The sequence below is a fragment of the Tsuneonella sp. CC-YZS046 genome (genome assembly GCF_035581365.1).
In the GTDB taxonomy this organism is placed as follows: domain Bacteria; phylum Pseudomonadota; class Alphaproteobacteria; order Sphingomonadales; family Sphingomonadaceae; genus JAWKXU01.
This window is the reverse complement of the sequence record NZ_CP141590.1, coordinates 409943-436155: the sequence shown is the minus strand read 5'-3', so window position 1 is coordinate 436155 and position 26213 is coordinate 409943. Positions and strand designations below refer to the sequence as shown.

Genomic DNA, 26213 nt, shown 5'->3' with positions numbered 1-26213 from the left:
CGGATTATCGCGACATCAAGCGGTCCAGCAATCGGCGGTTGTTACGCAGATCGAAGGCCAGCCGCGAATAGCCCGACAGGCTGGCGCCGAGCGGATTGGGCTGTAGTCGAAACGCATAGAGGGTCTTCGCATGGGCAAGCATCAGCACATCGACGATCGCGTCGCGGTTGATCTCGTAGACATCGCCCTTCTGCCCGCTCAGATCGTGCAAGGGACGGCTTTCCTCCGGTAGCGAGGAGAAGGAATATACATCGGCGTCGGGACATTCCGCGCGGATGAAATCCAGCACTTGCCGATTGTCCGTCGCCACGAATACCGGGCCTGCCAGCTTGTCTTTCAAGCCTGCGATCCCGGCCCGGTAATCGGTCTGATAATCGGTCGCCCTGACATGAAGCGCGGTGAAGGGCGCGCCGATCTCCTTCATGCGCCTGACCACCTCGAGCCGGAGGGCAGGATGCAGCCGCATCCTTTCCAGAGCCTGCAGCGGAAACCGGCTGCGCCCCCAGGTGTGATGCACCAGCAGGGGATGATCGTGATCCCGGGTGAAATCGAAAGTCAGCGGGATGCCGGTGGCCCGGTCTACCATCGGCCCGCACGGCTTGCCCGCAACCGCGGCATATTCATGCAGGCGGCCCGACAATTCCACGGGATGCACCGGCAACCTCGCCAGACGTGCCCTGATGCCAGAAATGTCGAGCAGCAGATTGCGCCTCAGGCTTCCGAAATAGTTCGAGAAGCGATCCCGGAAATATTCCGTGGTGGGATGGCTGGTATCGACCAGAACGATTCTGTTCCACTTGTCGGCATAGACGCAGCACAAACCGATCTGGCAGAGCATATCGTAAAAGCCGCCCGCGGGCCGGCATAATAGAAACCGCTCTTTATGACGCATGATGTGCGGGTGGTGACTGCAGGCCCAGGTTGATCGCGGCCGCATACCGCGTCACCCGGAAGCGCCAATGCCCAACATATCCGGTTCGGCTCTATTTCGGCAGGCTGGCCCCACCGGCTTTGCAAAACCCGCGCATTCCTGCGCCATTATTAATCAGGAACGGATGCAAAGCACCCGCCATCCTTCCTGCTTTCGGAAAATCAGTCCCGCACGGCCGCCCGGATGATCTTGCCCGTCAGGGTCTTGGGCAATTCCTCGACGATGTCGACGATCCGGGGATATTTATAGGCGGCAAGGCGCTGCTTACAGAACTCCCTGATCTCATCCGCCTGCGCGGCGGCCCCGGGCTTGAGGCTGACCACGGCCTTGACCGTTTCGCCCCGATACTGGTCCTGCACGCCGACCACCGCCACTTCCCGTACCGCCGGATGGAGATAGATCACATCCTCCACCTCTCGCGGCCAGACCTTGTAGCCGGACGCAATAATCATGTCCTTCTTGCGGTCGACCAGATAGACCCACCCCTGTTCGTCGCGAAAGCCCATGTCCCCGGTCATGAACCCGAACTCCCGCATGGCTTCCTCGGTTTCCTGCGGCTTGTTCCAATAGCCTGAAACCACCCCAGGCCCCTGCGCCACAAGTTCCCCCACCTCGCCCACCGGGGCTTCGCGCCCATCCCCATCCCGGAAGCTAATCAGCGTGCAATTGACGGCGATCCCCGTCGAAAGCGCACCCGATTGCGGATCGACCGGAATGTCGGCGCCCACCGGCGAAGCGGTGATCGGCCCGCTGGTCTCGGTCAGCCCGTAGACATTGCCGATCCACAGGCCGGTCCGGTCGAAAAACTGCTGGCGCACCGCAGGCGGAATCGGCGCGCCGCCGGAAAGAATGGCGCGCAGGCTGGAGAATTGCTCCTTCCGGAAACCGGAATATCCGGTCAGCGCATTGAGGGCGGTGATCGCGCCGACAGTGAAGCTCGGCTTGTGCTCCACGACCGCCTCCAGCATCACTCTGGGCTCGAAGCGATAGTTGAATATCACCGGCGCGGCCGCGTCGATCGCCAGGAAGATATGGCCGGACAATCCGGTCACATGAAACAACGGCGCCAGCGCAAGCACCGCATCGGTCTCGCGCAGATCCACCCAATCGCGATAGAACCGCGCGGCCGAAAACATGTTGCCATGGCTGATCATCGCCCCCTTGGGCCGTCCGGTAGTGCCCGAGGTATAGACCAGCATCGCCGTGTCATCGGCGTCGAGAGCGGCCCGTTCGACAACCTCCCCGGCCTTCGCCGCAAGCGCATCCTCGAACCGGCTTGCGCCGCGCAGCGGACGATGGCGATACGGATCGCCCAGCCAGGGGTCGTTGCGCGTCTGCCGGTCATGCGCGGACACGGCGAGGATGATCGCCGGCAGATGGGCATCCCCCTCCTCGGCCAGCAGATGCAGGCTTTCGTCCACCGTGCTGTCGTGGCACACGATCGCGGAAGGCCGGCAATCCTCGAACAGGCCCGCCAATTCGCGCGCCTTGTACATCGGGTTGGCCAGAACGGTGATCGCGCCGATCTTCGCGCAGGCCACGAGCACGATCAGCGTGGCGGGAACATTCTGCAGGCACGCCATCACGCGGCCCCCCTTGCCCACGCCATGCTCCCGCAGGAAGCAGGCCAGCGCATCGCTATCCTCGTCAAGCTGACGATAGCTGCGCGATCCATCGAAATAATGATAGGCCGCACCGTCAGGATTGCGGCTCACCGCCAGATCAAACATTGCGGCCAGCGTCCCGGCAGTATTCATTCGCGTCAGTCCCCACCCAGTTATTCCGGGCGCTCCACGGCCCGCTATCCGGCTTCCTTCGAGGAAGGAAAAGCCCCGGTCAAGATTTGGCAATGCCGGCAACGGCAGGATAGAAGGAGGAATTGACCCGATCACGACAGACCGCGCGGCAGGAGGCAAGATTGACTGAGATCCGGATCGAGAAGGACTCCATGGGGGAAATGGCCGTCCCCGCCGATCGCTTGTGGGGGGCGCAGACCCAGCGTTCGCTGGAGAATTTCCGCATAGGAGGCGAGGTCATGCCCCGGCCGGTCATCCGGGCGCTCGGTCTCATCAAGAAATCCGCGGCCCGGATAAACGCGGAAATGGGGCAGCTTGCGCCCGAGCTTGCGGAGGCGATCGTTGCTGCCGCCGGCGAAGTGGTGCGCGGCGATCTGGACGAGAACTTCCCGCTGGTGGTCTGGCAGACCGGGTCCGGCACCCAGACCAACATGAACGTCAACGAGGTGATCGCGAACCGGGCCAATGTGCTGCTGGGCGGAAAGCCTGGCACGAAAAGCCCGGTCCACCCCAACGATCACGTGAACATGGGGCAATCCTCGAACGACACATTTCCTTCCGCCATCCATATCGCATCCGTCACCGAACTGCGCGAACACCTGATTCCGGTGCTCGAGCATCTGCAGGCATTGCTGGCGGGCAAGGCCAGGGCATGGGCGCACATCGTCAAGATCGGCCGCACCCATACGCAGGATGCGACGCCGCTCACGCTAGGGCAGGAGTTTTCCGGCTATGCGCGACAGATCGAAGCGGGGCTGGAGCGGCTGCGAACCGCCATGGCCGGCTTGCACGAGTTGGCCCAGGGCGGCACCGCGGTGGGCACCGGGCTGAACTCGCCGCCAGGCTTCGGCGAAGCGATTGCCGCGGAGATCGGCAAGGAAACCGGATATCCTTTCATATCCGCCCCCAACAAGTTCGAAGCGCTGGCGGCGCAGGACGCGCTGCTCTTCTGCCATGGCGCGATCAACACCCTCGCCGCCAGCCTGTTCAAGATCGCCAACGACATCCGCCTGCTCGGCTCCGGCCCGCGCTCGGGCCTCGGGGAGCTTGCCCTGCCGGAAAACGAACCCGGCTCGTCCATCATGCCCGGCAAGGTCAACCCCACCCAATGCGAGGCGATGACCCAGGTATGCGGGCAGATATTCGGCAATCATGCGGCCCTGACCTTCGCCTGCAGCCAGGGACAGTTCGAGCTGAACGTGTATCGCCCGCTGATGGCCTATAATTTCCTCCAGTCCGTCCGGCTGATGGGCGATGCGGCGCAGAGCTTCTCGGACCATCTCCTTGCCGGGCTCGAGCCGCGGATCGACAATATCAAGGCCGGCGTGGAACGGTCGCTGATGCTGGTCACCGCGCTGGCGCCGCGTATCGGCTATGACAAGGCCGCCGCGATCGCCAAGACAGCCCATGAAACGGGGGCTACGCTGCGCGAGGCGGCCATCGCGAGCGGGGCCGTCACGGTCGAGGAATATGACCAGATGGTTCGTCCGGAAAACATGCTTGGGCCAAAAGGCGGTTGACATCGCGGGCTTCGCCTAAGACACGAGTGTGCAATCCGCGTCTTAAAAACTTTTGCAACAGAAGTGGCCCAGATAAGGTGCTCGACTTGCAGTCGCTTGACTTACTTTGCGAGAGTGTGCCGTTCCCGCTCCTGGGCCTTGCCGGGCCAGACGTAGCCGGAACGGGCTGCATTCGGGGGGAGAATGGATGATGACGGCCGAGCCGCAGGCCAAATTGCGCCCCTCGACCGAGGAAACGCGCATCAGAATAATCGAAGCCGCTGAACGCCTGTTCGGCGAACAGGGGATCGAGGCGGTTTCCCTGCGCACCATATCCGCGACGGCGAGGCAGCGTAACAATTTCAGCGTTCAGTATCACTTCGGTGACCGTCTGGGCCTTTTGCGCGCCATCTTCGAATATCGCGAGGCGGAGCTGGACGCGATCCGCGAAAAGCTGGTGACAGAAGGCCGGAAGCGCGGCCAGCTGGGGGACATGCGCTTTCTCCTGCGCGTCTGCTTCTACCCGGAATTCCGCCATTTCATGCAGAACAACGGCTTGCCGTATATCCGGCTGCACTTCCAGTATCTCGCCAATCTGCGGCCGCGCGGCGTGCTTCATCCGATCGACTACGATTCACCATCCAGCACTTATCTGCGCGAGACGATACATTGCATGCGCCAGAAGCTGCACTTCCTCAACGAGCAGCAGTTCGCGATGCGGCTGGAAGCGGTCAGCTCCATGTTTCTCGGCGCGATCATGCAACATGCCGCGCGCCCGCAGGAACCTGCGCTGCACGCGGCAGTGCATTACCCTTCCCTGTTCGAAACGCTGCTGGAAATGATGGCGGTGGCCATCACCGTTCCGCCATGGGATTTCTCGGGGGACGACTGAGGCCGAACGGCATCGGCATCGCTCCGAGGCGGCGCCGGCCTCTCATCCAGCCTACAGGGCGGTCAGCCCGCCATCGATGACATATTCGCTGCCGGTGACGAAACCGGATTCGTCCGAGGCGAGATAAACCGCCAGAAGCGCGACATCGGACGGCTCGCCGACACGACCGATCGGCACGGAGCCGCTGGCGACATTTATGCCTTCTTCATCGAGGGAATCCGTCATCATCCGGGTCCGGATATAGCCGGGATGTATTGAATTCACGCGGATTTTCCTGGCTCCATATTCTATCGCAAGCTGCTTGGTCAGACCGCGCACTCCGAATTTGCTGGCCGCATAGGCGACATTCGGCGTGCCGTAGATCGCCACGATTCCCGAAATCGACGACACATTGACGATGGAACCGCCCCCGGCACGAAGCATGGATGGAATCACATGCTTGGAACCGAGGAACACGCCCGTCAGATTGACGGTGCAGACCTTGGCGAAGTCCGCCTCGGAGAGGTCGGCGCATGGCTGAACAGGCCCGATGATGCCCGCATTGTTGACAAGCGCGGTGACGGGGCCGAACGCCTGCTCCGCCGCTGCGACAATGGCCTGCCAATCGCCCTCGCTTGCAACGTCGAGGCGATGGAAAATCGCGGAATCGCCCAATTCTTCGGCAAGCGCCAGGCCGCGCGCCTCGTCAAGATCGCCCAGCACCACCTTCGCGCCTTCCGCGACGAACAGCCGAGCATCCGCTTCGCCCATTCCCTGGGCAGCTCCGCTGATGATGGCAACCTTCCCGGCCAGCCTTCCCATTGCAAATCCTTCCATTTCTCACCCAGCTCCTGCGCTAGATAGCCGAAGGCCGATCGGAACCAAGCAAAAAATCGAACACGCGACTTACCTGAAGGGGGGATAATGCGGAAAAGCGCTTGATCCGAATCATAATCGGATTAGAATGAGGCAATTGTTTTAAAAAACCCGGCGGTGCATTATCAGCCGGAACAAGAATTGTCAGTCTGGACGGGAGGGAAGGGAAGTGCAAGGCGTGGAGACGGCTGTCCCTGAGAAAAATCTCGACAATATGGTCAGGAAGCCGGAAAACGTGCCTGCGGATTGCGTGGTCGATTTCAATCTCCACCAGCCCATCCCCGATGGCAAATCCGCACACGAATTCTGGCGGGAATTGATCTCCCAGGCCTCTCGGCCAGTGATGTGGACGCCGCATAACGGCGGGCACTGGATCGTCATCGAGCCGGGTCTTTGCGAAACTGTCCTGACCGATTCAGAGCATTTTTCGAGCAGGGTCGTCATTGTTCCCCGCGAACCGATCGGGGAAACCTATTCGAACTTCATCCCGCTTTCGCTCGATCCGCCGGAACACGCCCCCTACCGCAAGATTCTCAACGACAATCTCGGCCCCAAGCAGATCAACCGCCTTAAAGACGAAGTGTCCGGTCTCGCGGTCGAGCTGATCGAGGGGTTCCGGGCAAAGGGCCGCTGCAACTTCGTGCATGATTTCGCCGAGCAGCTTCCGGTCCGCATCTTCATGCGGCTGGTGAACCTTCCGGAAGAGGACCTGCCGAAGCTCAAATATCTGGCAGATCAGTTCACGCGACCCGACGGGACCATCGAATTCCACGAAGTCGAGAAGCAGTTCAGGGACTATATCGGCCCGATCCTGCGCGAACGGCGCGGCGGCTCCGGCGATGACATGCTGACCAGAATGGCCAACGCGGAAGCGAATGGCCGCCCGCTGACCGACCTGGAAGCGGAGAACCTGAGCATCCAGGCCCTGGTCGGCGGTCTTGACACCGTCGTGAACCTGCTTGCCTATGTATTCTCGCATCTGGCGGTGAATGACGAATTGCGGCGGACTCTTGCCAGCGATCCAGCCAGGCTCGAGGAATCCATGAACGAGTTCCTGCGCCGCTTCCCGGTCGTGTCGGATTCACGCGAAGTCCGCAAGGATGTGGAATTCGGCGGCGTCACCATGAAGGCCCGCGACATGGTCATGGCCTCGACCATCGCCATCGCCATGAACGAAACGAGCAACGCCGACGCCCTCGATTTCCGGTTCGACCGCAAAACCCGGCGCCATTCGGTGTTCGGCCGCGGCAACCACACCTGCCCCGGCATGTATCTCGCCCGGCTGGAGCTGAAAATGGTCCTGACCGAATGGCTCGCGCGCATTCCGGAATTTCGCTTGGCGAAGGGCACCAGCCTGACCTTCACAAGCGGCATTGTCGCGACAGTCGATCCGTTTGAACTGGAGTGGGATGTCTAGCGCAGCGCTCCTGGCGAACGCAGCGGTTCTTCCGGCGGCGTTTCCCCGGAGCATTCCAACCAACCCGATCAATATCCGCGACCTGGCTCGTCCGTGTTTCCCCAGGTCAATCGCAAGGAGAGGATTCCAAGTATGAAAGTCGGTATGTTCCAGACCCCGTTCGTGAGGCCCGAACGCGACGCAACGTCTGTTTTCGATTGGGCTATCCGCCAATCGGTGGTCGCGGACGAAGTCGGTTTCACCGAAATGTGGATCGGCGAGCACCTGACCCTGGATTGGGAAGGCATCCCCTGCCCCGAGCTGGTGATTGCGGGTGCGGCCCGGCTGACGAAGAACATCAAGTTCGGCCCTCTTGCGCACCTCCTGCCCTATCACCACCCCTCCACGCTTGCGATCCAGACAGCCTGGCTGAGCCAGATCCTGAAGGGGCGCTACATGCTCGGCGTGGCCGCGGGCGCATATCCGACCGACGCCGCTCTCGCCGGCTTCAAGGATATTTCCACCAATCACGACCGCATGTTCGAAGCGATCGAGATCATGGAAAAGGTCTGGAAGGCCGTGCCTTTCGATTACGAAGGAAAATACTGGAACGCAGGCTATCCCGACCCCAATTCGCCGGGCGCCCATATGCGCGACACACGCCCCTATGGCGGTGAAATGCCGATGGCGATGACCGGCCTGAGTTCGCCGTCGCCGTCGATCAATTTCGCGGCCAAGCGCGGATGGATTCCGGCCTCTGTCTATGCCGGCAACAAGTTCCTGCGCACGCATTTCGAGGATTATGCGCGGATCAGCGCCGAAAACGGCTTCAAGCGCGATCGCTCGGTCCATCGTGTCGTCCGCGACGTGGTGGTCGCGGAAACCGATGAGGCGGCACGCGAGCTGGCAATCGAGGGCGGCCTGGGACGAGCCTGGAAGGAATATCTCAAGCCGACTTATGAGCGTTTCGGCATCCTCGCGGAACTCATGCCCGACAAATCGATCGATCCCGCTGACGTCGATGCCGAATATCTGGCGGAACACGTCTGGATCGTCGGCTCGCCTTCGACCGTTATCAAGAAGTTCGAAAACTGGTTCGATGAGCTGGGCGGCCCGTTCGGCACCCTTCTGATCTACAGCCACGATTTCATCGACAACCCCAAGCCCTGGGAAGAATCGATGCGCCTGCTTGCCCAGGAAGTGGCGCCGAAACTGCCCTGAATCGAACAAGAAGAAAGAGGGACGGAAATTCATGGGAAGGCTTTCGGGGAAGGTCGCGATCGTAACGGGCGCCGCTCAGGGCATGGGGGAATCCCACGCCCGCACCTTCGTTCGCGAAGGCGCGAAAGTCGTCCTGACCGACGTCAATGCAACGGACGGGGAACGCATCGCAGGCGAACTGGGGGATGCCGCCCATTTCATGCGGCATGACGTTGCCCAGTCCGACCAATGGAGCGCAGTCGTGGCCGAAGCCGAAAAGCGCTTCGGCCCGGTCAATGTGCTGGTCAACAATGCCGGCATCATCGGCCCGGTTTATGAAGACTTCATCTTTCCGGAAGCGGATTTCCGGAAAGTCTTCGAGGTCAATGAACTCGGCGTATTCCTTGGCATGTGCGCCGTCATTCCGAGCATGAAGAAAAATGGCGGCGGGTCCATCGTCAACATCTCGTCCATCGCCGGGATTACCGGCCCCGGCGCATCGTCGAACGCCGCCTATGTGGCCACGAAGTTCGCTGTCAGAGGAATGACGAAATATGCGGCGGTCGTGCATGGAAAGGACGGAATCCGCGTAAACTCCGTGCATCCAGGCGTGATCCTGACACCCATGATGGCGGCAGTTCTCGATCCCGAAGGGGGAGATATGGCTGGCGCGATCCCCCTCGGGCGAATGGCCCAGCCGTCCGAGGTTTCCAACCTGGTCCTGTTCCTCGCATCCGACGAAGCATCCTACATTTCGGGCGAGGAACACGTGATCGATGGGGGGCTGCTGGCAGGTTAGTGAATTACGAATACCGATCGGCCGACAAATGATGCGGCCGGTCGCAACAAGGGAGGTAATCTAATGAAATACAATAATGCTCTGTTAGGCTTTGCGTCCGTCACGGCTTTGGCCTGCGGCACGCAAGCGGCTATCGCTCAGGAGGAGGCTCCCAGCAGCTACGGCGTCGGCGAAATCGTCGTCACTGCTCAGAAGCGCCAGGAATCCGTAAACAAGGTCGGCATGTCGATCACCGCGCTCGCGGGCGATCAGCTGGTCAAGCAAAACATCGTTTCCGCGGGCGAACTCGTGAAGGTCGTGCCCGGCTTCACCTTCACGGAAGCTCCGCGCGGTTCGCCGGTCTTCGCCATTCGCGGCATCGGCTTCGACGATTCCACCGTGGGCTCGGCATCGACCGTGGCGCTGTATACGGACGAAGTTCCGATCTCCTTCCCGATGGAAGCCCGTTTCCCCACGCTCGACCTCGAACGGGTCGAAGTGTTGAAGGGGCCGCAGGGCATTCTGTTCGGGCAGAACTCCACCGCGGGCGCGATCAACTTCATCGCCGCCAAGCCCACCGATGAATTCCATGCGGGCTTCGACGGCAGTTTCGGCCGCTTCAACCATATCCAGGCGAGCGGCTTCTTGAGCGGCCCGCTGACGGATACGCTCAAGACCCGTCTTGCCGTCATGGGCCAGAAGTCCACCGGCTGGCAGACCAACAATTGGGTCCAGGGCCAGCAAGGCTTGGCCTATGTCGATCGCGCCGATCTGTCGCTCGGCACGGTTCCGGTCACGCTGGGCCGCGACTACCAGAACAAGCTGGGCGCCAAGCGCGGCTTCGCGGCACGCTGGATCACCGAATGGGAACCCACGACCGACCTGAAGATCACCTTCAACGTCAATGGCTGGGTCGACAAGTCGGACACGCAGGCAGCACAGTTGCTCTATGCATTCCCGCTGCAGGTGCCATTCCCATACATTCCTTACAGCCATTACCCCACTCCGCCGCGCAATGCGCGCTCGGCCGACTGGGACCCCTATATCAACAACGATCGTCTGCCGGCCTCGGTGGGCAAGCAGGAAAGGCTGCGTCGTGACGACAGCTATCTCCAGGCCTCCGCTCGGATCGATTACAATCTGAACGAGAATCTCGTTCTGACCTCGATCTCGTCCTACAGCCGCTACAAGCAGAATTACGGCATGGACGTCGATGGCACGGCGCTCAGCAACTTCTCGATCGGCGACCGGGCGCGGGCGCGCACCTTCAACCAGGAACTGCGCATCGCGGGCGACTATGACAATCTGAAGTTCATCATCGGCGCCAACTACATGAAGGCGAAGACGCAGCAGTATAACCGCTACTATGTCGATGAATTGTCCGTCTATGTCGGCTTCATCAACAACACGGACTCGGGCGCCTTCTTCAAGCAGCCGATCCGGGACATCGCGGCATTCGCCAATGTCGATTACACGATCGGCCTGCTCACGCTGCATGCCGGTGTCCGCTATACGGAAGACAAGCGCAGCTACACCGGCTGTACCCAGGACTATGGCGATGGCGTTCAGGCGAATGCCTTCAATATCGTTATTCCGGGCCTGAACGCGGCAAAGGGTGTGCCCGCAGGGCAGGAACTGCCGAACATCCAGCCGGGCGCGTGTACGTCCAGCAATGTTCTCACCAAGGCGGACTATGTAAGCCCGACCAACCCCAATGGCGAATATTTCTCGCCGGGTCTGGCTCATTTCGAACTCAAGGAAGACAACGTAAGCTGGCGTCTCGGCGCGGACTTCCAGGTCACGCCGACCACCATGCTCTACGCCAACGTGTCGAAGGGCTACAAGTCGGGCAGCTTCCCGGCGGTCAACGTCGCCAGCAACCTGCAGCTCGAAGGGGTGAAGCAGGAATTGGTGCTCGCCTATGAAGCGGGTATCAAGGCCGGCCTGCTGGATCGTCGCGTTCAGCTGAACATCGCCGGCTTCTACAACGATTACCGCAACAAGCAGCTGCGCGGCCGTATTCTCGATCCGTTCGGCTTCTTCGGCGTGCTGGACAAGCTCCTCAACATTCCGAAGTCCCGCGTCTACGGCGCGGAAGCGTCGCTGCAGATCGCCCCGACCCAGGGCCTCAACCTGAATCTCGGCGGCACCTATGTGAACACCAAGGTCACGCGCGATTTCTTCGCCTATGACCCGGTGGGGAACCTCATCAACTACAAGGGCCTCGTCTTCCCGCACACGCCGAAGTGGAACTTCACCGCTTCCGCGGATTACGAAACGCCGGTCAACGACAAGCTGAACATCTTCATGGGCGCCAGCATGCTCTATCAGAGCAAGGCCATCGGCCTGTTTGCGCGGCCTGAGGAAATTTCGCAGGTCGATCTGGACCCCACCCAGTTCCCCGGCGTGAAGGTTCCCGGCGATGCCTTCAACAAGAAGGCCTACACCACGGTCGACGCCCAGATCGGCGTCGCCGCGGAAGACGGCCAGTGGAGAGCGTGGATCTGGGGCAAGAACATCTTCAACACCTACTACTGGAACAACGCGACCCAGTCGTTCGACTCCATCTATCGCCTTACCGCAATGCCGGCGACCTACGGCGCTGCCGTATCCTTCCGGTTCTGACCTGTTCCCTTCGCTCCTCTCTCATCAGGGGAGCGAAGGCGCCTTTGATGCTTGTATGAGGTGACAGGACAGCAAGGGAGCGAAGCTCCATTGCAAAGGGCCTCTCGCGCTGAATGAGGGATGCGTGAGAGGCCCCGACACCCCCCTTATGGGGGGTGTTTTTTGCCCGCGCGACCGGGGCTGTCAGCTATGCATAAAAGGACGGATCGAGTAAATTGACTTGCATCAATGCCGCGCCGGTCAGAGAATTTCACCTCAAAGCCAATGCCCTTGTCCGCTGTTCAGGAGACGAGGCGGGCAGTTGATCTGACAAAAGGATGGGATTGGTGAAAGTTTCGGAAAATTCAGTGAACGGTGAAGTGCTCGACGCGATCGTCCTCGGCGGCGGCTTCGGCGGGATGCATATGCTCTATCAACTGCGCGAGCTTGGCTTCAAGGCGATTGCGCTGGAGGCAGGCAGCGATGTCGGCGGGGCATGGTACTGGAACCGTTATCCCGGTGCGCGCTGCGACGTGGAAAGCCTGGTTTATTGCTACTCCTTCTCGCCGATCATCGATGCCGAGTGGAAATGGTCGGAACGCTATTCCGCCCAGCCGGAGATCCGGCGCTATATGCGCTTCGTGTGCGATCGGCTCGACCTGAGGAAAGACATTCGTTTCAACTCGCGGCTCGTAAAGGCGGTATTCGACGAGGCAGCCAATATCTGGACCCTGGAAACCGAGAACGGCGACACCTACAAGGCGCATTTCTTCATCTCCTCGGCGGGCCCGATCTCGGCGCCGATCTGGCCCGACATTCCCGGAAGGGAGGAGTTCCGGGGCGAACTCCATCACAGTGCGCTTTGGCCAAGGGACAAGGAACCGGATTTCACCGGCAAGCGCGTGGCGGTGATCGGCACGGGTTCGTCCGGAACCCAGATCATCCCGCTTGTGGCCAGGCAGGCGGCTAAGCTGAGCGTGATGGTGCGCACGCCCAATCTTTACATGCCGGCCAAGAACCGCCCGCTCACGGACGAGGATTACGAACGGTGGGAAAAGGTTCGCGACACCGTGCGGCGGCGTATGCGCACATTCGAGATCGTGGGCTCGGGCGATCTCTTCATGGAAGAAGATCTCATCCAGATCCGGAACCGCCCTGGCGCCGAGTTCACCCCGGAACAACGCCGCGAGATTCTGGAGCGCCGGATGGAACATGGCGGAGCAACGGTGCCCCGCGCCTTCACCGATGTCGTCACCAATCAGGAAGTGAACGACCAGATCAGCGAATTCATCCGGGAACAGGTGGCGCAAACCGTAAAGGACCCGAAAACCGCCGCGATCCTGACGCCCAGCGAAGTCGCCTATGGCACGAAGCGCATCACGGTGGGAACCGACTATTACGAAACCTACAACAGGGACAATGTCGAGGCGATCGACGTCAAGGCAACGCCGATCGAGCGGTTCACCGAGAAGGGCCTGGTGATCGACGGCGAGGAAATGGAATTCGACGCCGTCATCTGCGCATCCGGCTTCGATGCGGTGACGGGCGCGCTTACGGTCATCGATATACAGGGTGTAGGCGGGCGAACCATCAAGGATAGCTGGCACGACAATTGCGACACCTATCTCGGCCTTGGCGTCGCGGGTTTTCCCAATCTGCTTATCATCGGCGGGCCGGGCAGCCCTTCGGTGCTGGTCAATGTGGTGATCGCCAACGAATATCAGGTCGAATGGATTTCCGATCTGCTGCAATATATGCGCAAGAACGGCCTCGAGCGTGTGGACGTCGATCCTGAAGCGCAGGAACGCTGGGGCGAGAAAGTGCGCGATGTGATAAAAGGCACCGTGCTAGAAAAGTCCAGAAGCTGGTATGTCGGCGCCAATGTGCCGGGCAAGGCACGGGGCATTCTGGCTTACGCGGGCGGGCTGCATAACTACATCCAGGCCTGCGACCAGGTAGCGAGGGAAGGATATTCCGGCTTTCATTTCTCCAGGGGAGCGGAAGAAAGCTGAGGGCGAAACTTCACGGGCGGACCGGCTCCGTTCCGTTTACATTCAAGTGCGGTCGATAGAAGCAATCGCAGATATTCAGCTGTCGGAGAGGATTACGGAATGCCGCCAATGTCATTCGAAAACGATGTGGTCATTGTAACCGGCTCCGGGCGCGGACTAGGCCGCGAACATGCGCTTGCCTTCGCCGAACGCGGCGCCGCGGTGGTGGTCAACGATCCGGGCGTGAGCATGGACGGCACCGGCAGCGGGGAAAGCGTTGCCCAGACCGTCGTGGATGAGATCGTTGCCGCGGGCGGCAGGGCGGTGGCGGATATGAACTCCGTAGCCACGGAGGAAGGCGCGGCAGCCATCGTCCGGACCGCGCTGGACAATTTCGGCGTGCCCACTGTGCTGGTGAACAATGCGGGCACGATCCAGTTCGCGGAACTGGCCGACATCAGCATGGAAAACTGGAAGCGGATGCTTTCGATCACGCTGGACGGCACCTTCCTGATGTCCCGCGCCGTCTGGCCCCATTTCAAGGCCGCCAATTATGGACGCATAGTCAGCACGACCTCGAACGCGGGCTTTGCCGGGAACGAAACCCTGACCCATTATGCCGCCGCAAAGCTGGGCGTGGCCGGCTTCACCCGGGCCTTGGCCCGCGAGGCGGTGGACACCGGCATCAGGGTCAATGCAATCGCGCCGATGGCGGTCACGCGGATGAACCGGGATGCATTCTTCGGAGGGGCCGAGGCGGAAGGCGACAGCGACTGGCGCGAGGATATTCGCGCGGGCAAGCTGCCCATGGGCCCTGCCTCGATCGTTTCGCCCGCCGTGTTGTGGCTGGCGCACCGCTCCACCGAGATCAACGGCGAAATATACAGCACATCGTCAGGCAAGGTCGCCCGGGTCGCCTTTGTGGTGGGCGAAGGCTACTTCAACCCCGATCACACGCCCGAAGACCTGCGGGATAATGCGGAGCGCATCCGGACCCTGGGAGATTTCCTCGATCCGACTTCGACGGCGGACGAACTGATGCTCATTCCCCGCCTGTTCCAGAGCGAAGGCGTCATGACGGACTGAGAGAATATCGCCCTGGGATGCTCTTTCCCGGGTAAAATTGCCGGGAAGGACTCAATCCATCTTGCCCCGGGCAACGAAAAATAGAATTGTCCCGCGCTTCGCCGCCCCAACGGGCGATAATGATAATTCGGATGCCTGAGTAACCACAAATGACCACCCTGTCAGCCGTCAACCCCGCCATCGATCAGCCTTGGCGGGATCAATTCGAACCGTTTCTGGTCCAGTTGCTGGATCGGAAATATGCCCGCCAGGGCAAGCGCCGTTATGTGCCCCGCAATGCCGCTGAAGTTGCTGAACGGCTTGATGCGTTTCTCCGGGCACAAGGCGAAACCAGGCGGGCGCGCAATGTCCGGCGCATGGGCGGCGGGGCTTCCAAGGAACAATTCTGCTTCGATCTGGAAAGCGCCGACGGTTCCTCGGAACTGATGGTGTTGCGGATGGACCCGCTGGAAGGCATCGTCGAAACCTCGCGCGCGCGAGAGGCGGAAGTGCTTGACGCCATACAGGGAATCGTCCCGGCACCCCGCATAGCCTGGGTCGATCCGGACGGCGCCTATATGGGGCAGCCTGCCATGATCGCGCATTTTGTCGGCGGCGTGACCAAGCCGACCAGCGGCAGTGGTGGGCCTTCCGGGCTGGGCATCAGGTTCGACACCAAGGTCGGCGAAGCGCTGACTCCGCAATATGTCGGCAATCTGGCCGCAGTCCATGCGCTGGATCTTGCGCGGCATCGGCTCCCCAGCTTCGATGTGCCGAAACCCGGCACCGAGACAGCGGCGTGGCAAGTCAATTTCTGGTCGCGCGTGCTGGCGGACGACGGCATCGATGCATCGCCGATCCTCCACTATACGCAATACTGGCTGAGGCAGAACCTACCGGTTTGCGAAAAGCCGGTGCTGCTGCATGGCGACTATCGCCTGGGCAACTTCATGTATGATGAAGACAGCTTGCAGATGACCGCCATCCTCGATTGGGAGCTTTCCCATATCGGGGATTATCACGAAGACGTATCCTACTCGCTGGAACCCTTGTTCTGCTCGAAGGATGCCGAAGGCGATTATCTCGTCTCGTCGATGATGAGCGTGGACCGCTTCCTCCAACTCTACACCGAAATGTCGGGCAACGTCATCGATCCCGCCACGCTGCACTGGTATCGCGTTCTGAACAGCTACAAGCTGGCCGTGATGAACCTCACCTCCGGCATTCGCGCCGCGCGCGACGGCACCAATCATCAATGCGCCTTCCTGGCGTTCCTGTCCGCAAGCGGCACCGCGATCGCCGCCACGCTGGCCAAGCTGCTGACCGGAGAAATCAAATGACCCCCGGCATTGATATACGTATCCAGAGCATCATCAACGGGCTGAACGACGTGATCTTCCCTGCCGTCGATCCGAAGGAATCCCTGGCCGCGGAGCAAAAGGGCATGATAATTGCCCAGCTCGAGCTCATCCTGAAGCAGCTTCCCTTCGTGGATCGGTATCATTCGCTTTGCCGCGACGACATGCGGCAATGCGCCGAACGCATGCTCGCCGGCGCAGCGGGCGGCACCGCGACCCTGGCTGCCTGCGAAGCGCTGAAAGAAATGCTCGCGGCGCCCGCCGACAACCCCCGGGACGATTACAATCGGGTCGGCCAGGCGGTGGATGCCCTGATTGCCGCGATCGGGCAGGACGGCGACGCGGGCTACCGGGCGCAGGCCGACGCCATCATGCTGGGGCTGGCGGACCGCCAGCTCTGGCGCGACCGGGTCTGGTCGGCCGATCTCGGGTTCGATCCCTATCCCGCCGAACTTTGCTCGATAGAGGATATGGCGACCGGCAAGGTCGCTCCGCCCAACAATAGCGGGAACTGACATGAAGATCACGGAAACCGCCGATTATCTGCGGGTTGCGCAGCACACGCTCGAAACCAAGATCGCGCCGGAGATGACCTCCAGCGACGGCCAGGCGGCGGCTGCCATCCTTGGCCGGGTGCTGGCGGAATTGCGCCGCCGCGAGGAAGTCTCCGCGCCTCCCCTCGCCGCCAGCGTGGCGGTGGCACGGCAGCTCGCGGAAAAGCTCCGCGCGCTGGCAGCGGATAACGGCATCGCCGTGCCGCCGCTTTCCGCGCCGGCAGGCGAAGCAAGCGATTTCTCCTCACTGGCGCGGCAGCATGCGGCGCTCACGGAAGAAATCGAAGCGCTCTCCTCCGCCCTCGCCAATGGTCGGGAAAAGCTCAGGGACGAGGCCGCGCAGAACAGGCTGAGCGCACTGCTGCTCGAGGTCGGGCAATGGGACGAAGCCTTTCCCTCGGCCCAGCGGACCATCGCTCTGCCTGCGGCGCCGGAGGCACCGCCGCTGCCCGGCGCGCCACTGACGCAGGATTTGCTGCAGGCCTTCCTGCGAAGCGTCCACCCCGATGGCGACAAGGTGGAAGTCGTGGAATTCAAGCCCATCCCGGGCGGCTTCGGCAAGCAGACCTCCCGCGCGACATATCGGGACCGATCGGGCGCCGAACATCTCGTGATCGTGCGCAAATCCGATCCGACCCCGATGGCGCGCAAGGGCGCATTCCTGGTCGACTATGAGTTTCACCTGCTGCGCGATGTCTACAAGGCCGGTATCCTGCCGATGGCGGAGCCGCTCTGGCTGGCGAAGGACTTCCCCGGCGTGGACGCGGATTTCTACGTCATGTCCGCCCTGCCGGGCGCGGTGCCCAGTTCCTTCCTGGGGGCGGCCTCGGCCACCATTCCGGAAGAGATCGTTCTCGACATGGCGGAAAAGATGGCCAGGCTTCACCAGATGGAGCTGTCGCACCTGTCCGACTATCTGGCCGCCTACGACAATCCTGCGGTGCTGACCGATACCATCGAAGGCTGCTATCGACGCCTGATCGCGGAATGGAAGGATTATTACGAGCAGAACAATCATCTGCCTTCGCCCTTCGTGGTCTATCTGCTGGACTGGCTGGCTCGCAACGTTCCCGCCAACCATGCCAAGCCCGTGCTGGTGCATGGCGATTTCAACGTCCACAACGTGCTGGTGGACAATGGCAGGATCACCGGGGTGCTCGACTGGGAATGCTCGAACATCGGCGCGCCGGAACAGGACCTCGCCTATATCCGCCCGATCATTTCCCAGCATATCGACTGGGACCGCTTTATCGACCATTACGAAGCCTCAGGCGGGCGCAAGATCGATCGCGGCGCGATGGATTTCTACATGGCCTTTGCCGCCATGCGCCTCTGCGTGATCTTCAACAAGGGGGTGAAGAACCTGCAGGACGGCGTGAACGACGACATCCGATATGGGATCATCGACCTCGATCTGACGCCGGAATTCATGAAGCAGGCGCTGGCCTGCACATTGAGCAAGTAGGGGGTTGCCCAGTCACTCTCGCGTCGCATACAGGCAATATTGCGTCGCCTTGAGATAAGCCCAACCACTTAACCACGGATAGTATCGCCGCCAGGCAATTGTTCCGGCGGCGGCTCTATCCATGCGCTATTCCCTGTTCACCCTCGCCCGGCAGGCGCTATCCGGCCACAAAGGCTGGCGCCCGGCCTGGCGCGACGCCGAACCCGCCGAAGCCTATGACATCGTGATCGTGGGCGGCGGCGGGCACGGCCTCGCCACGGCGCATTATCTTTCCCGCAATCACGGCATCACCCGCGTAGCCGTAGTGGAAAAGGGCTGGATCGGCGGCGGCAACGCGGGCCGCAACACCACCATTATCCGCTCCAATTACGGCCTGCCCGGCAACGAGGCCTTCTACGAATGGTCGATGAAGCTGTGGGAAGGGCTGGAGCAGGAGCTGAACTACAACACGATGGTCAGCCAGCGCGGCATCGTCAATCTCTACCACTCCGACGCCCAGCGCGACGCCTATGCGCGGCGCGGCAACGCCATGATCCTGCATGGCGCGGATGCGGAAATGCTGGATCGCGATGCGGTTCGCCGCATGGCCCCCTTCCTCGATTTCGACAATGCACGCTTCCCGATCATGGGCGGGCTGCTGCAGTCCCGCGCCGGCACCGCCCGGCACGATGCCGTGGTGTGGGGCTATGCCCGCGCAGCATCGGCGCACGGGGTGGACATCATCCAGAACTGCGAAGTCATCGGATTTCTTCGCGACAATAGCGGCGCGATAACCGGCGTCGAAACCACCCGCGGGCCGATCCGCGCAGGCAAGGTCGGGCTGGCGGTGGCGGGCCATTCCTCCCGCGTCGCGGCGCTGGCCGATATTCGCCTGCCGATCGAGAGCCATGCGCTGCAGGCCTTCGTCAGCGAAGGGTTGAAGCCCACGATCCCCGGGGTCATCACTTTCGGCGCGGGCCATTTCTACGTCAGCCAGTCCGACAAGGGCGGGCTGGTGTTCGGCGGTGATATCGACGGCTACAATTCCTATGCCCAGCGCGGCAATCTGCCGGTGGTGGAAGATGTGTGCGAGGGCGGCATGGCGCTGATGCCGATGATCGGCCGCGCCCGCATCCTGCGCTCCTGGGGCGGGATCGTCGACATGACGATGGACGGCTCCCCGATCATCGACCGCGCGCCTGTGGAAGGGCTCTATCTCAACGCCGGCTGGTGCTACGGCGGGTTCAAGGCGACCCCCGCATCGGGCTGGTGCTTCGCCCATCTGCTCGCGACCGGAAAGCCGCACGAAACCGCCGCCGCCTTCCGGCTGGATCGCTTCGCCAGCGGGTATCTAATCGATGAAAAGGGCGCCGGCGCCCAGCCCAACCTGCATTGAGGGGAACCGGAGATGCGCATTCCCTGCCCCTATTGCGGCGAACGAAACTCCGGGGAATTCGTCTATCGCGGCGATGCTGCGCCGATGCGGCCCGAGGGCGCCGAAGGCCTGTTCGACTATGTCTATCTGCGCGAGAACCCGGCGGGGCCGCTGCGCGAGCACTGGTATCACGCGCAGGGATGCCGCAACTGGATCGAAGTGACGCGGGACACGCGCAACCATGTCATCAGCGGCGCGATCCTGGCGCGAGAGGCGCGGCGATGAGCCGGTTGGCGACAGGCGGGCTGATCGACCGCTCCCGCGCGCTGAACTTCACCTTCGACGGGTGCGAATATGGCGGATTTGCGGGAGATACGCTCGCTTCCGCGCTGATCGCAAACGGCGTGAAGCTGGTCGGCCGCTCGTTCAAATACCACCGCCCGCGCGGCATTCTGACGGCAGGTCCGGAAGAACCGAACGCGCTCGTCACGCTGCACAGCGGCGCCAGAACGGAACCTAACAGCCGTGCAACCGCCACAGAATTGTTCGAGGGGCTGCAAGCCAGCAGCCAGAACCGCTGGCCCAGTCTCAAGCTCGATCTCCTCGCCATCAATCAACTCGCATCGCCGCTTTTCGTGGCGGGTTTCTACTACAAGACCTTCATGTGGCCGGCCCGCTTCTGGGAAAAGCTGTATGAGCCGCTGATCCGCCGCGCGGCGGGGCTGGGCAAGCTGTCCATGCTGCCCGACCCGGACAGCTACGACCGGGAACACGGCTTCTGCGACCTGCTAGTGATCGGCGGTGGCCCCGCCGGGCTTGCCGCCGCGCTCACGGCGGGCCGGGCCGGACTGCGCGTGATCCTGGCCGAGCAGGACATGCGCCCCGGTGGAAGACTCCTTTCGGAGCGGCATGAGATCGAGGGCATCTCCGGTGCCGCCTGGGCCGGGGAAATCGCGGCGGAACTGGCCGCCCTGCCCAATGTCCGTCTCCTGACCCGCACATCGGTGTTCGGAGCCTATGACGGCAACGAATATGGCGCTATCGAGCGGCTGGGCGACCATCTGCCCGCCTTGCCGGAAGGCCAGCCCCGGCAGCGGCTGTGGAAGATCGTGGCCCGCCATGCGATCTTGGCCAGCGGCGCGATCGAGCGCCCGCTGGTGTTCGGCGGCAATGACCGGCCCGGCGTGATGATGGCGTCGGCCGTCTCCGCCTATGTCAACCGCTTCGCCGCCCTGCCCGGCAAGCGCGCGGTCGTCTTCACCACCACCGACAGCGGCTGGCAGGCCGCGCGCGATCTGCTGGACGCGGGCGTCCAGGTGGCCGCCATCGTCGAAGCGCGCCCGCATGGCCCGGCCTTCGCCAGCGATCTGCGCGCGCGCGGCGTGAATATCCACACGGCATCCGCCGTCACCGATGTGCGCGGGCGGATCGCCAAGGCGGTCGATATCGTGGATTGGGCAGGAGAGCGCCACACCGTCGCCTGCGATCTGGTGGCGATGAGCGGCGGCTGGAACCCGGATATCGGGATCGGCACGCATCTCGGCGCAAAGCCGGTCTGGTCCGACACCATCCATTCCTTCGTGCTGGACACCGCGCCGCCGGGCCTGATCGCTGCCGGTTCCGCCGCCGGGCTGTTCCCACTGGGGCAAGTGCTGGCCGATGGCGCGCAGAAAGCGCAGGCGATTGCCGAAGTGCTGGGCCGCACCGCTCCAGCCCCGGCATGGCGGACGAGCGAGGATGCCGCCGATCTGGCCCCGCTGTGGCAAGTGGGCCCGCACAGGGGCAAGGCCTTCGTCGATTTCCAGAACGACGTGACCGACAGCGACGTGGCACTGGCCCCGCGCGAAGGCTTCGTCTCGGTCGAGCATCTCAAGCGCTACACCACGCTGGGCATGGCGACCGATCAGGGCAAGACCGGCCAGCTCAACGGGCAGGCGCTGCTGGCGGCCGCCACCGGCAGGACCATTGCCGAAACCGGCACGATCCGTCCGCGCCCGCCGCACCATCCCGTCGCCATCGGGGCGCTGGCCGGGCATCATCGCGGCGCGCATTTCCGCCCTGAACGCCGCACCGCCAGCCACGATTGGGCCGTGGAAATGGGCGCGGTCTTCACCGACGCGGGCTTGTGGAAGCGGGCGCAATATTTTCCCCGCCCCGGAGAATCGAGCTGGCTGGAAAGCGTCAATCGTGAAGTGACCGCGACCCGCAACGGCGTCGGCATTTGCGATGTCTCCACGCTGGGCAAGATCGACATCCACGGGCCGGACGCCGGCACCCTGCTGGACCGGCTCTATATCAACGGCTTCTCCACTCTTTCCGTGGGCAAAGCCCGCTATGGCGTGATGCTGCGCGAGGACGGCTTCGTGATGGACGACGGCACCACCACCCGCTTCGCCGAGGATCGTTTCTTCATGACCACTACCACCGCCAATGCGGCCCGGGTGATGCAGCATATGGATTTCGCGCGGCAAGTGCTGTGGCCGGAACTGGACGTGCAGGCCGTATCCGTGACGGAGCAATGGACCACTTATTCAGTCGCCGGGCCGCACTCGCGCGCCTTGCTGCAAAACGCCTTTCCCGATCTCGATCTGGCGAACGAGAGCCTGCCCTATATGGGCGCGGCGGAATTCCGCTGGGGCGCCAGCGCGGCGCGAATCTTCCGCCTCTCCTTCTCAGGCGAACTGGCCTATGAGGTCAGCGTCCCTGCCGATCAGGGCGACGGACTGGTGCGCCATCTGTTCGAGGCGGGCCAGGCATTCGGCGTGGTCCCCTATGGCACCGAGGCGCTGGGCGTGATGCGGATCGAGAAGGGCCATCCGGCAGGGAACGAACTCAACGGCCAGACCACCGCCACCGATCTCGGCATGGGGCGGATGATGTCGAGGAAGAAGGACTTCATCGGCAGGATCATGGCGCAACTGCCCGGCCTTGCCGATCCCGCCCGGCCCGCGCTGGTCGGCCTCAAGCCGGTGGACAAATCCCATCGCCTGCGAGCGGGCGCGCATCTGCTTGCGCCGGGAGCGAAGCCGGTGGCCGCCAATGACGAAGGCCATGTCACCTCCGCCGCCTGGTCTCCCATTCTGGGCCATTCCATCGCGCTGGGCCTGCTGGCCAATGGAAGAGAGCGCCACGGCCAGCGAATAGTCCTGCACGATCCGCTGCGCGAAGGCGATGTCGAAGCGGAAGTCTGCGACCCGGTATTCGTCGATCCTGAAGGAGAACGCGTGCGTGGCTGAAGCCCTGCTGATCGAGCAACGCAAGGGCCTCGCCCTTGCCAGCGTGATGGCCCGCAAAGGGGTAAGCGCGCAGGATCTGGGCAAGGCATTCGGGCTTTCCGCCTTACCGGAAGGGCCTCGATCCGCGCGGATCGACAGCCTGTCCTTCTGGGGAACCGGCCCCGGCACATGGCTGGCGATTGCGGATCGGTTCGATCCGGGCTGGCCCCAGCGGCTGGAACAGATCGCGGGCCGGTTGGCGTCGATCTCCGACCAAACCGGCAGCTATGCCCTGTTCCGCCTCTCCGGCAACGGCGCACGGACCCTACTGCAACGCGGGGCGGCGGTGGATCTCGATCCGCAGGTTTTCGGCCCCGGAAGCGTGGCCACGACTGTGATCGCTCATATCGGTGCGATCATCCATCGCGACGAGGCAGGCTATGATGTGGCGGTGTTCCGCAGCTATGCCGAAAGCTTTCGGGACTGGTACGATAGCGTGGCCGCCACGGTTTGAACCGAAGCGTTCAGCAATCCAGCGTGGCGGACCGCTCCCACTCCGTCAGATGGCGGGCATAATCGTTCCACTCGGCATGCTTCAGCTTGAGATAAGCGGGCACCAGCGCACCGAGTGCACGGCCCAGAATTTCGGACCCTTCCAGCGCGCGCAGCGCATCCAGCAGGTTGAGCGGCAGCTTCTTCACATCGCCCAGCATGTGCCCATCGATATACATGTTGATGTCGAGCCGTGGCCCGGGGTCGCGGCCCGCCTCCATCCCGTCCAGCCCCGCCGCCAGCACGGCCGCCGGCATCAGATAGGGATTGGCCGCGCCATCGGCCAGCCGCAGCTCGAATCTGTCGCCTTCCGGCACGCGGATCATATGGGTGCGGTTGTTGCCGGTCCAGGTCACCGAATTGGGCGACCAGGTCGCGCCGGACAGCGTGCGCGGCGCGTTGATCCGCTTGTAGCTGTTGACCGTGGGGTTGCAGAAGGCGGCCAGCGCGTCGGCCGAATGGATCAGCCCGCCGATGAAGGCCAGCCCATCGCTGGATAGTCCCACCGCGCTCGAGGCATCCTCGAAGATATTGGCCGCGCCCTTCCACAGCGAGACATGCATGTGGCAGCCATTGCCGGTGAGATGGCCGAACGGCTTGGGCATGAAGGTGGCGCGCAGCCCGTGCTTTTCCGCAATGGACTTGGCCATGAACTTGAAGAACGCATGGCGGTCGGCCGTGACCAGCACGTCGTCATAGAGCCAGTTCATCTCGAACTGGCCATTCGCGTCCTCATGGTCGTTCTGATAGGGTTGCCAGCCCAGCGCCAGCATGGAATCGCAGATTTCCGTGATCACGTCGTAGCGGCGCATCAGCGCTTGCTGGTCATAGCAGGGCTTGGCTTGGGTATCCGCCCCATCGGAGATCGCGGAACCGTCCGGCGTGATCAGGAAGAACTCGCATTCCACCCCGGTCTTCATGGTCAGCCCCTTGACCGAAGCGCGGGCGGCCTGCGCCTTGAGCGCATTGCGCGGGCTGGCCATGACAGGCTCGCCATCCATCCAGATATCGGCGGCGAGCCAGCCCACTTCCGGCTTCCAGGGTAGCTGGATCAGGCTATCCGGGTCGGGCCTGGCGAAGATGTCCGGGTCCGCCGGGGTCATGTCCAGCCAGCTTGCGAAACCGGCAAAGCCCGCGCCAGTCTTCTGCATCCCGCCGATGGCGGCCGCCGGAACCAGCTTGGCGCGCTGGCTGCCGAACAGGTCAGTATAGGAAATCAGGAAATATTTGATGCCCTTGGCCTCGGCGGCATCGGCAAGATCGAGTGTCATGGCGCAAACCCCTTCAATCGGACACGGGGCTTGCCCATGCCGCGTTGACGACTCTTCCTGCCTGCAAACGTAATTCTTTTATCGTTCAGTATCTTATTTCAAACTCTTCCGCCGCCCGGTATCCAGTCCGTCCCGGCCAGCGGCACCCGCGCCATGGCCGCCGCCTCCATGGTCAGCGCGACCAGATCCTCCGGCTCCAGATTGAGCAGATGGCTCTTGCCGCAAGCGCGCGCAATGGTCTGCGCCTCCAGCACCATCACCGCCAGATAATTGGCCAGCCTGCGCCCCGCCGCCACCGGATCGAGCCGCGCGGCCAGTTCCGGGTCCTGCGTGGTGATGCCCGCCGGATCGCGGCCTTCCTGCCAATCGTCATAGGCGCCCGCCGTGGTGCCGAGCGCGTTGTATTCCGCTTCCAGCGCCGGATCGTTGTCCCCCAGCGCCACCAGCGCGGCGGTGCCGATGGAAACCGCGTCCGCGCCCAGCGCCAGCGCCTTCGCGACATCGGCGCCATTCCTGATGCCGCCCGACACGACAAGCTGCACCTTGCGATACATGCCGAGGTCCTGCAGCGCCTGCACCGCCGGGCGGATCGCCGCGAGAGTCGGAATGCCGACATGCTCGATGAACACGTCCTGCGTGGCGGCGGTGCCGCCCTGCATCCCGTCCAGCACTACCACATCCGCGCCGGACTTCACCGCCAGCGCCACATCGTAGTAAGGCCGGGTCGCACCGACCTTCACATAGATCGGCTTTTCCCAATCCGTGATCTCGCGCAGTTCCTCGATCTTGATTTCCAGATCATCCGGGCCGGTCCAGTCCGGGTGGCGGCAGGCCGAACGCTGGTCGATCCCCATCGGCAGGTTGCGCATCTGGGCCACCCGATCGGAAATCTTCTGGCCCAGCAGCATCCCGCCGCCGCCGGGCTTGGCGCCTTGGCCGATCACCACCTCTATCGCATCCGCCTTGCGCAGATCGTCCGGGTTCATGCCATAGCGCGAGGGAAGATACTGATAGACCAGCGTTCTGGACTGGCCGCGCTCCTCCGGCGTCATGCCGCCGTCGCCGGTGGTGGTGGAAGTGCCGGCGATGCTCGCGCCGCGCCCCAGCGCTTCCTTGGCCTGCGCCGACAGCGAGCCGAAGCTCATCCCGGCAATGGTGATCGGAATATCGAGATGGATCGGCTTGCTGGCATGGCGCGTGCCGAGCCAGACATCGGTGGCGCATTTCTCGCGATAGCCTTCGAGCGGATAGCGGGAAACCGACGCGCCAAGAAACAGCAGATCGTCGAAATGCGGCAGCTTGCGCTTCGCTCCGCCGCCACGAATGTCATAGATGCCGGTAGCGGCCGCGCGGCGGATCTCCGCCAGCGTATGCGGATCGAAAGTCGTCGAATAGCGCGGAAGAGTTTGCGGAATATTGCCGATGTCCATCTTCCGG

The 26213-nt window shown here is 62.6% G+C and carries 20 protein-coding genes; 15 read left to right on the top strand and 5 right to left on the bottom strand.

Translation table 11 applies throughout. The features are described 5' to 3' along the window. Positions 1–4 precede the first annotated feature (4 nt). Together U8326_RS02135 and U8326_RS02130 are read right to left on the bottom strand one after the other, a co-directional pair. On the bottom strand, positions 5–838 hold the full coding sequence (locus U8326_RS02135; protein WP_324742055.1) for a hypothetical protein: 834 nt from the start codon (positions 836–838) through the stop codon (positions 5–7). A gap of 254 nt (positions 839–1092) precedes the next feature. Further along, a complete protein-coding gene (locus tag U8326_RS02130) occupies positions 1093–2688 on the bottom strand; it encodes an AMP-binding protein (RefSeq protein ID WP_324742054.1) in 1596 nt (531 codons plus the stop codon). Positions 2689–2849: 161 nt separating this feature from the next. Between U8326_RS02130 and fumC the strand changes: the two genes are divergently transcribed. Next, a complete protein-coding gene (gene fumC / locus U8326_RS02125) occupies positions 2850–4247 on the top strand; it encodes a class II fumarate hydratase (RefSeq protein WP_324742053.1) in 1398 nt (465 codons plus the stop codon). A gap of 187 nt (positions 4248–4434) precedes the next feature. After that, on the top strand, positions 4435–5118 hold the full coding sequence (locus U8326_RS02120; protein ID WP_324742052.1) for a TetR family transcriptional regulator: 684 nt from the start codon (positions 4435–4437) through the stop codon (positions 5116–5118). 51 nt (positions 5119–5169) lie between these two features. On the opposite strand, the gene U8326_RS02115 is transcribed toward U8326_RS02120, so the two are convergent. Further along, on the bottom strand, positions 5170–5934 hold the full coding sequence (locus tag U8326_RS02115; protein WP_324742051.1) for a glucose 1-dehydrogenase: 765 nt from the start codon (positions 5932–5934) through the stop codon (positions 5170–5172). 217 nt (positions 5935–6151) lie between these two features. On the opposite strand from U8326_RS02115, the gene U8326_RS02110 reads away from it, so the two are divergent. The 13 genes from U8326_RS02110 (at position 6152) to U8326_RS02050 (ending at position 23467) form a co-directional block, all read left to right on the top strand. Next, positions 6152–7390 (top strand): cytochrome P450, encoded by a 1239-nt coding sequence (locus tag U8326_RS02110; RefSeq protein WP_324742050.1) that lies wholly within the window; start codon positions 6152–6154, stop codon positions 7388–7390. A 132-nt stretch (positions 7391–7522) separates the two neighbouring features. Then, entirely contained in the window at positions 7523–8590 is a 1068-nt protein-coding gene (locus U8326_RS02105; RefSeq protein WP_324742048.1) for an LLM class flavin-dependent oxidoreductase, read from the top strand. A 31-nt stretch (positions 8591–8621) separates the two neighbouring features. Further along, positions 8622–9368: a glucose 1-dehydrogenase gene (locus U8326_RS02100; protein ID WP_324742047.1), complete on the top strand. Its 747-nt coding sequence runs from the start codon at positions 8622–8624 to the stop codon at positions 9366–9368. A 63-nt stretch (positions 9369–9431) separates the two neighbouring features. Beyond that, the gene (locus U8326_RS02095; protein ID WP_324742046.1) at positions 9432–11972 is read left to right on the top strand and encodes a TonB-dependent receptor; all 2541 of its coding nucleotides are present in this window, start codon (positions 9432–9434) and stop codon (positions 11970–11972) included. Positions 11973–12298: 326 nt separating this feature from the next. Further along, positions 12299–13963, top strand: coding sequence for an NAD(P)/FAD-dependent oxidoreductase (locus U8326_RS02090; RefSeq protein WP_324742045.1), 1665 nt, complete (start codon positions 12299–12301; stop codon positions 13961–13963). 108 nt (positions 13964–14071) lie between these two features. Then, positions 14072–15028: an SDR family NAD(P)-dependent oxidoreductase gene (locus tag U8326_RS02085; protein ID WP_324742044.1), complete on the top strand. Its 957-nt coding sequence runs from the start codon at positions 14072–14074 to the stop codon at positions 15026–15028. 149 nt (positions 15029–15177) lie between these two features. Then, entirely contained in the window at positions 15178–16347 is a 1170-nt protein-coding gene (locus U8326_RS02080; RefSeq protein ID WP_324742043.1) for a phosphotransferase family protein, read from the top strand. Further along, positions 16344–16880 (top strand): hypothetical protein, encoded by a 537-nt coding sequence (locus U8326_RS02075; RefSeq protein ID WP_324742042.1) that lies wholly within the window; start codon positions 16344–16346, stop codon positions 16878–16880. Before U8326_RS02080 ends, U8326_RS02075 begins: the two co-directional genes overlap by 4 nt. Position 16881: 1 nt before the next feature. After that, complete coding sequence (locus tag U8326_RS02070; protein WP_324742041.1) at positions 16882–18384, top strand: phosphotransferase family protein; 1503 nt, start codon at positions 16882–16884, stop codon at positions 18382–18384. A gap of 121 nt (positions 18385–18505) precedes the next feature. Next, positions 18506–19759 (top strand): sarcosine oxidase subunit beta family protein, encoded by a 1254-nt coding sequence (locus U8326_RS02065; RefSeq protein WP_324742040.1) that lies wholly within the window; start codon positions 18506–18508, stop codon positions 19757–19759. A 12-nt stretch (positions 19760–19771) separates the two neighbouring features. After that, positions 19772–20023, top strand: coding sequence for a sarcosine oxidase subunit delta (locus U8326_RS02060; RefSeq protein WP_324742039.1), 252 nt, complete (start codon positions 19772–19774; stop codon positions 20021–20023). Further along, on the top strand, positions 20020–22974 hold the full coding sequence (locus tag U8326_RS02055; RefSeq protein WP_324742037.1) for a sarcosine oxidase subunit alpha family protein: 2955 nt from the start codon (positions 20020–20022) through the stop codon (positions 22972–22974). Before U8326_RS02060 ends, U8326_RS02055 begins: the two co-directional genes overlap by 4 nt. Beyond that, the gene (locus tag U8326_RS02050; RefSeq protein WP_324742036.1) at positions 22967–23467 is read left to right on the top strand and encodes a sarcosine oxidase subunit gamma; all 501 of its coding nucleotides are present in this window, start codon (positions 22967–22969) and stop codon (positions 23465–23467) included. Before U8326_RS02055 ends, U8326_RS02050 begins: the two co-directional genes overlap by 8 nt. Positions 23468–23477: 10 nt before the next feature. Here U8326_RS02050 and glnT read toward each other — a convergent pair whose 3' ends face one another. Continuing rightward, positions 23478–24776, bottom strand: a complete 1299-nt coding sequence (gene glnT / locus U8326_RS02045) for a type III glutamate--ammonia ligase (protein WP_324742035.1) — start codon at positions 24774–24776, stop codon at positions 23478–23480. 98 nt (positions 24777–24874) lie between these two features. Beyond that, entirely contained in the window at positions 24875–26206 is a 1332-nt protein-coding gene (locus U8326_RS02040) for an FMN-binding glutamate synthase family protein (protein WP_324742034.1), read from the bottom strand. Positions 26207–26213: the final 7 nt, after the last annotated feature.

Coding starts and splice junctions, on each gene's coding strand:
- U8326_RS02135 (WP_324742055.1), bottom strand. CDS start 838: ATGCTCTGCCAGATCGGTTTGTGCTGCGTCTATGCCGACAAGTGGAAC.
- U8326_RS02130 (WP_324742054.1), bottom strand. CDS start 2,688: ATGAATACTGCCGGGACGCTGGCCGCAATGTTTGATCTGGCGGTGAGC.
- U8326_RS02120 (WP_324742052.1), top strand. CDS start 4,435: ATGATGACGGCCGAGCCGCAGGCCAAATTGCGCCCCTCGACCGAGGAA.
- U8326_RS02115 (WP_324742051.1), bottom strand. CDS start 5,934: ATGGAAGGATTTGCAATGGGAAGGCTGGCCGGGAAGGTTGCCATCATC.
- U8326_RS02105 (WP_324742048.1), top strand. CDS start 7,523: ATGAAAGTCGGTATGTTCCAGACCCCGTTCGTGAGGCCCGAACGCGAC.
- U8326_RS02100 (WP_324742047.1), top strand. CDS start 8,622: ATGGGAAGGCTTTCGGGGAAGGTCGCGATCGTAACGGGCGCCGCTCAG.
- U8326_RS02095 (WP_324742046.1), top strand. CDS start 9,432: ATGAAATACAATAATGCTCTGTTAGGCTTTGCGTCCGTCACGGCTTTG.
- U8326_RS02085 (WP_324742044.1), top strand. CDS start 14,072: ATGTCATTCGAAAACGATGTGGTCATTGTAACCGGCTCCGGGCGCGGA.
- U8326_RS02080 (WP_324742043.1), top strand. CDS start 15,178: ATGACCACCCTGTCAGCCGTCAACCCCGCCATCGATCAGCCTTGGCGG.
- U8326_RS02075 (WP_324742042.1), top strand. CDS start 16,344: ATGACCCCCGGCATTGATATACGTATCCAGAGCATCATCAACGGGCTG.
- U8326_RS02070 (WP_324742041.1), top strand. CDS start 16,882: ATGAAGATCACGGAAACCGCCGATTATCTGCGGGTTGCGCAGCACACG.
- U8326_RS02065 (WP_324742040.1), top strand. CDS start 18,506: ATGCGCTATTCCCTGTTCACCCTCGCCCGGCAGGCGCTATCCGGCCAC.
- U8326_RS02060 (WP_324742039.1), top strand. CDS start 19,772: ATGCGCATTCCCTGCCCCTATTGCGGCGAACGAAACTCCGGGGAATTC.
- U8326_RS02055 (WP_324742037.1), top strand. CDS start 20,020: ATGAGCCGGTTGGCGACAGGCGGGCTGATCGACCGCTCCCGCGCGCTG.
- glnT (WP_324742035.1), bottom strand. CDS start 24,776: ATGACACTCGATCTTGCCGATGCCGCCGAGGCCAAGGGCATCAAATAT.
- U8326_RS02040 (WP_324742034.1), bottom strand. CDS start 26,206: ATGGACATCGGCAATATTCCGCAAACTCTTCCGCGCTATTCGACGACT.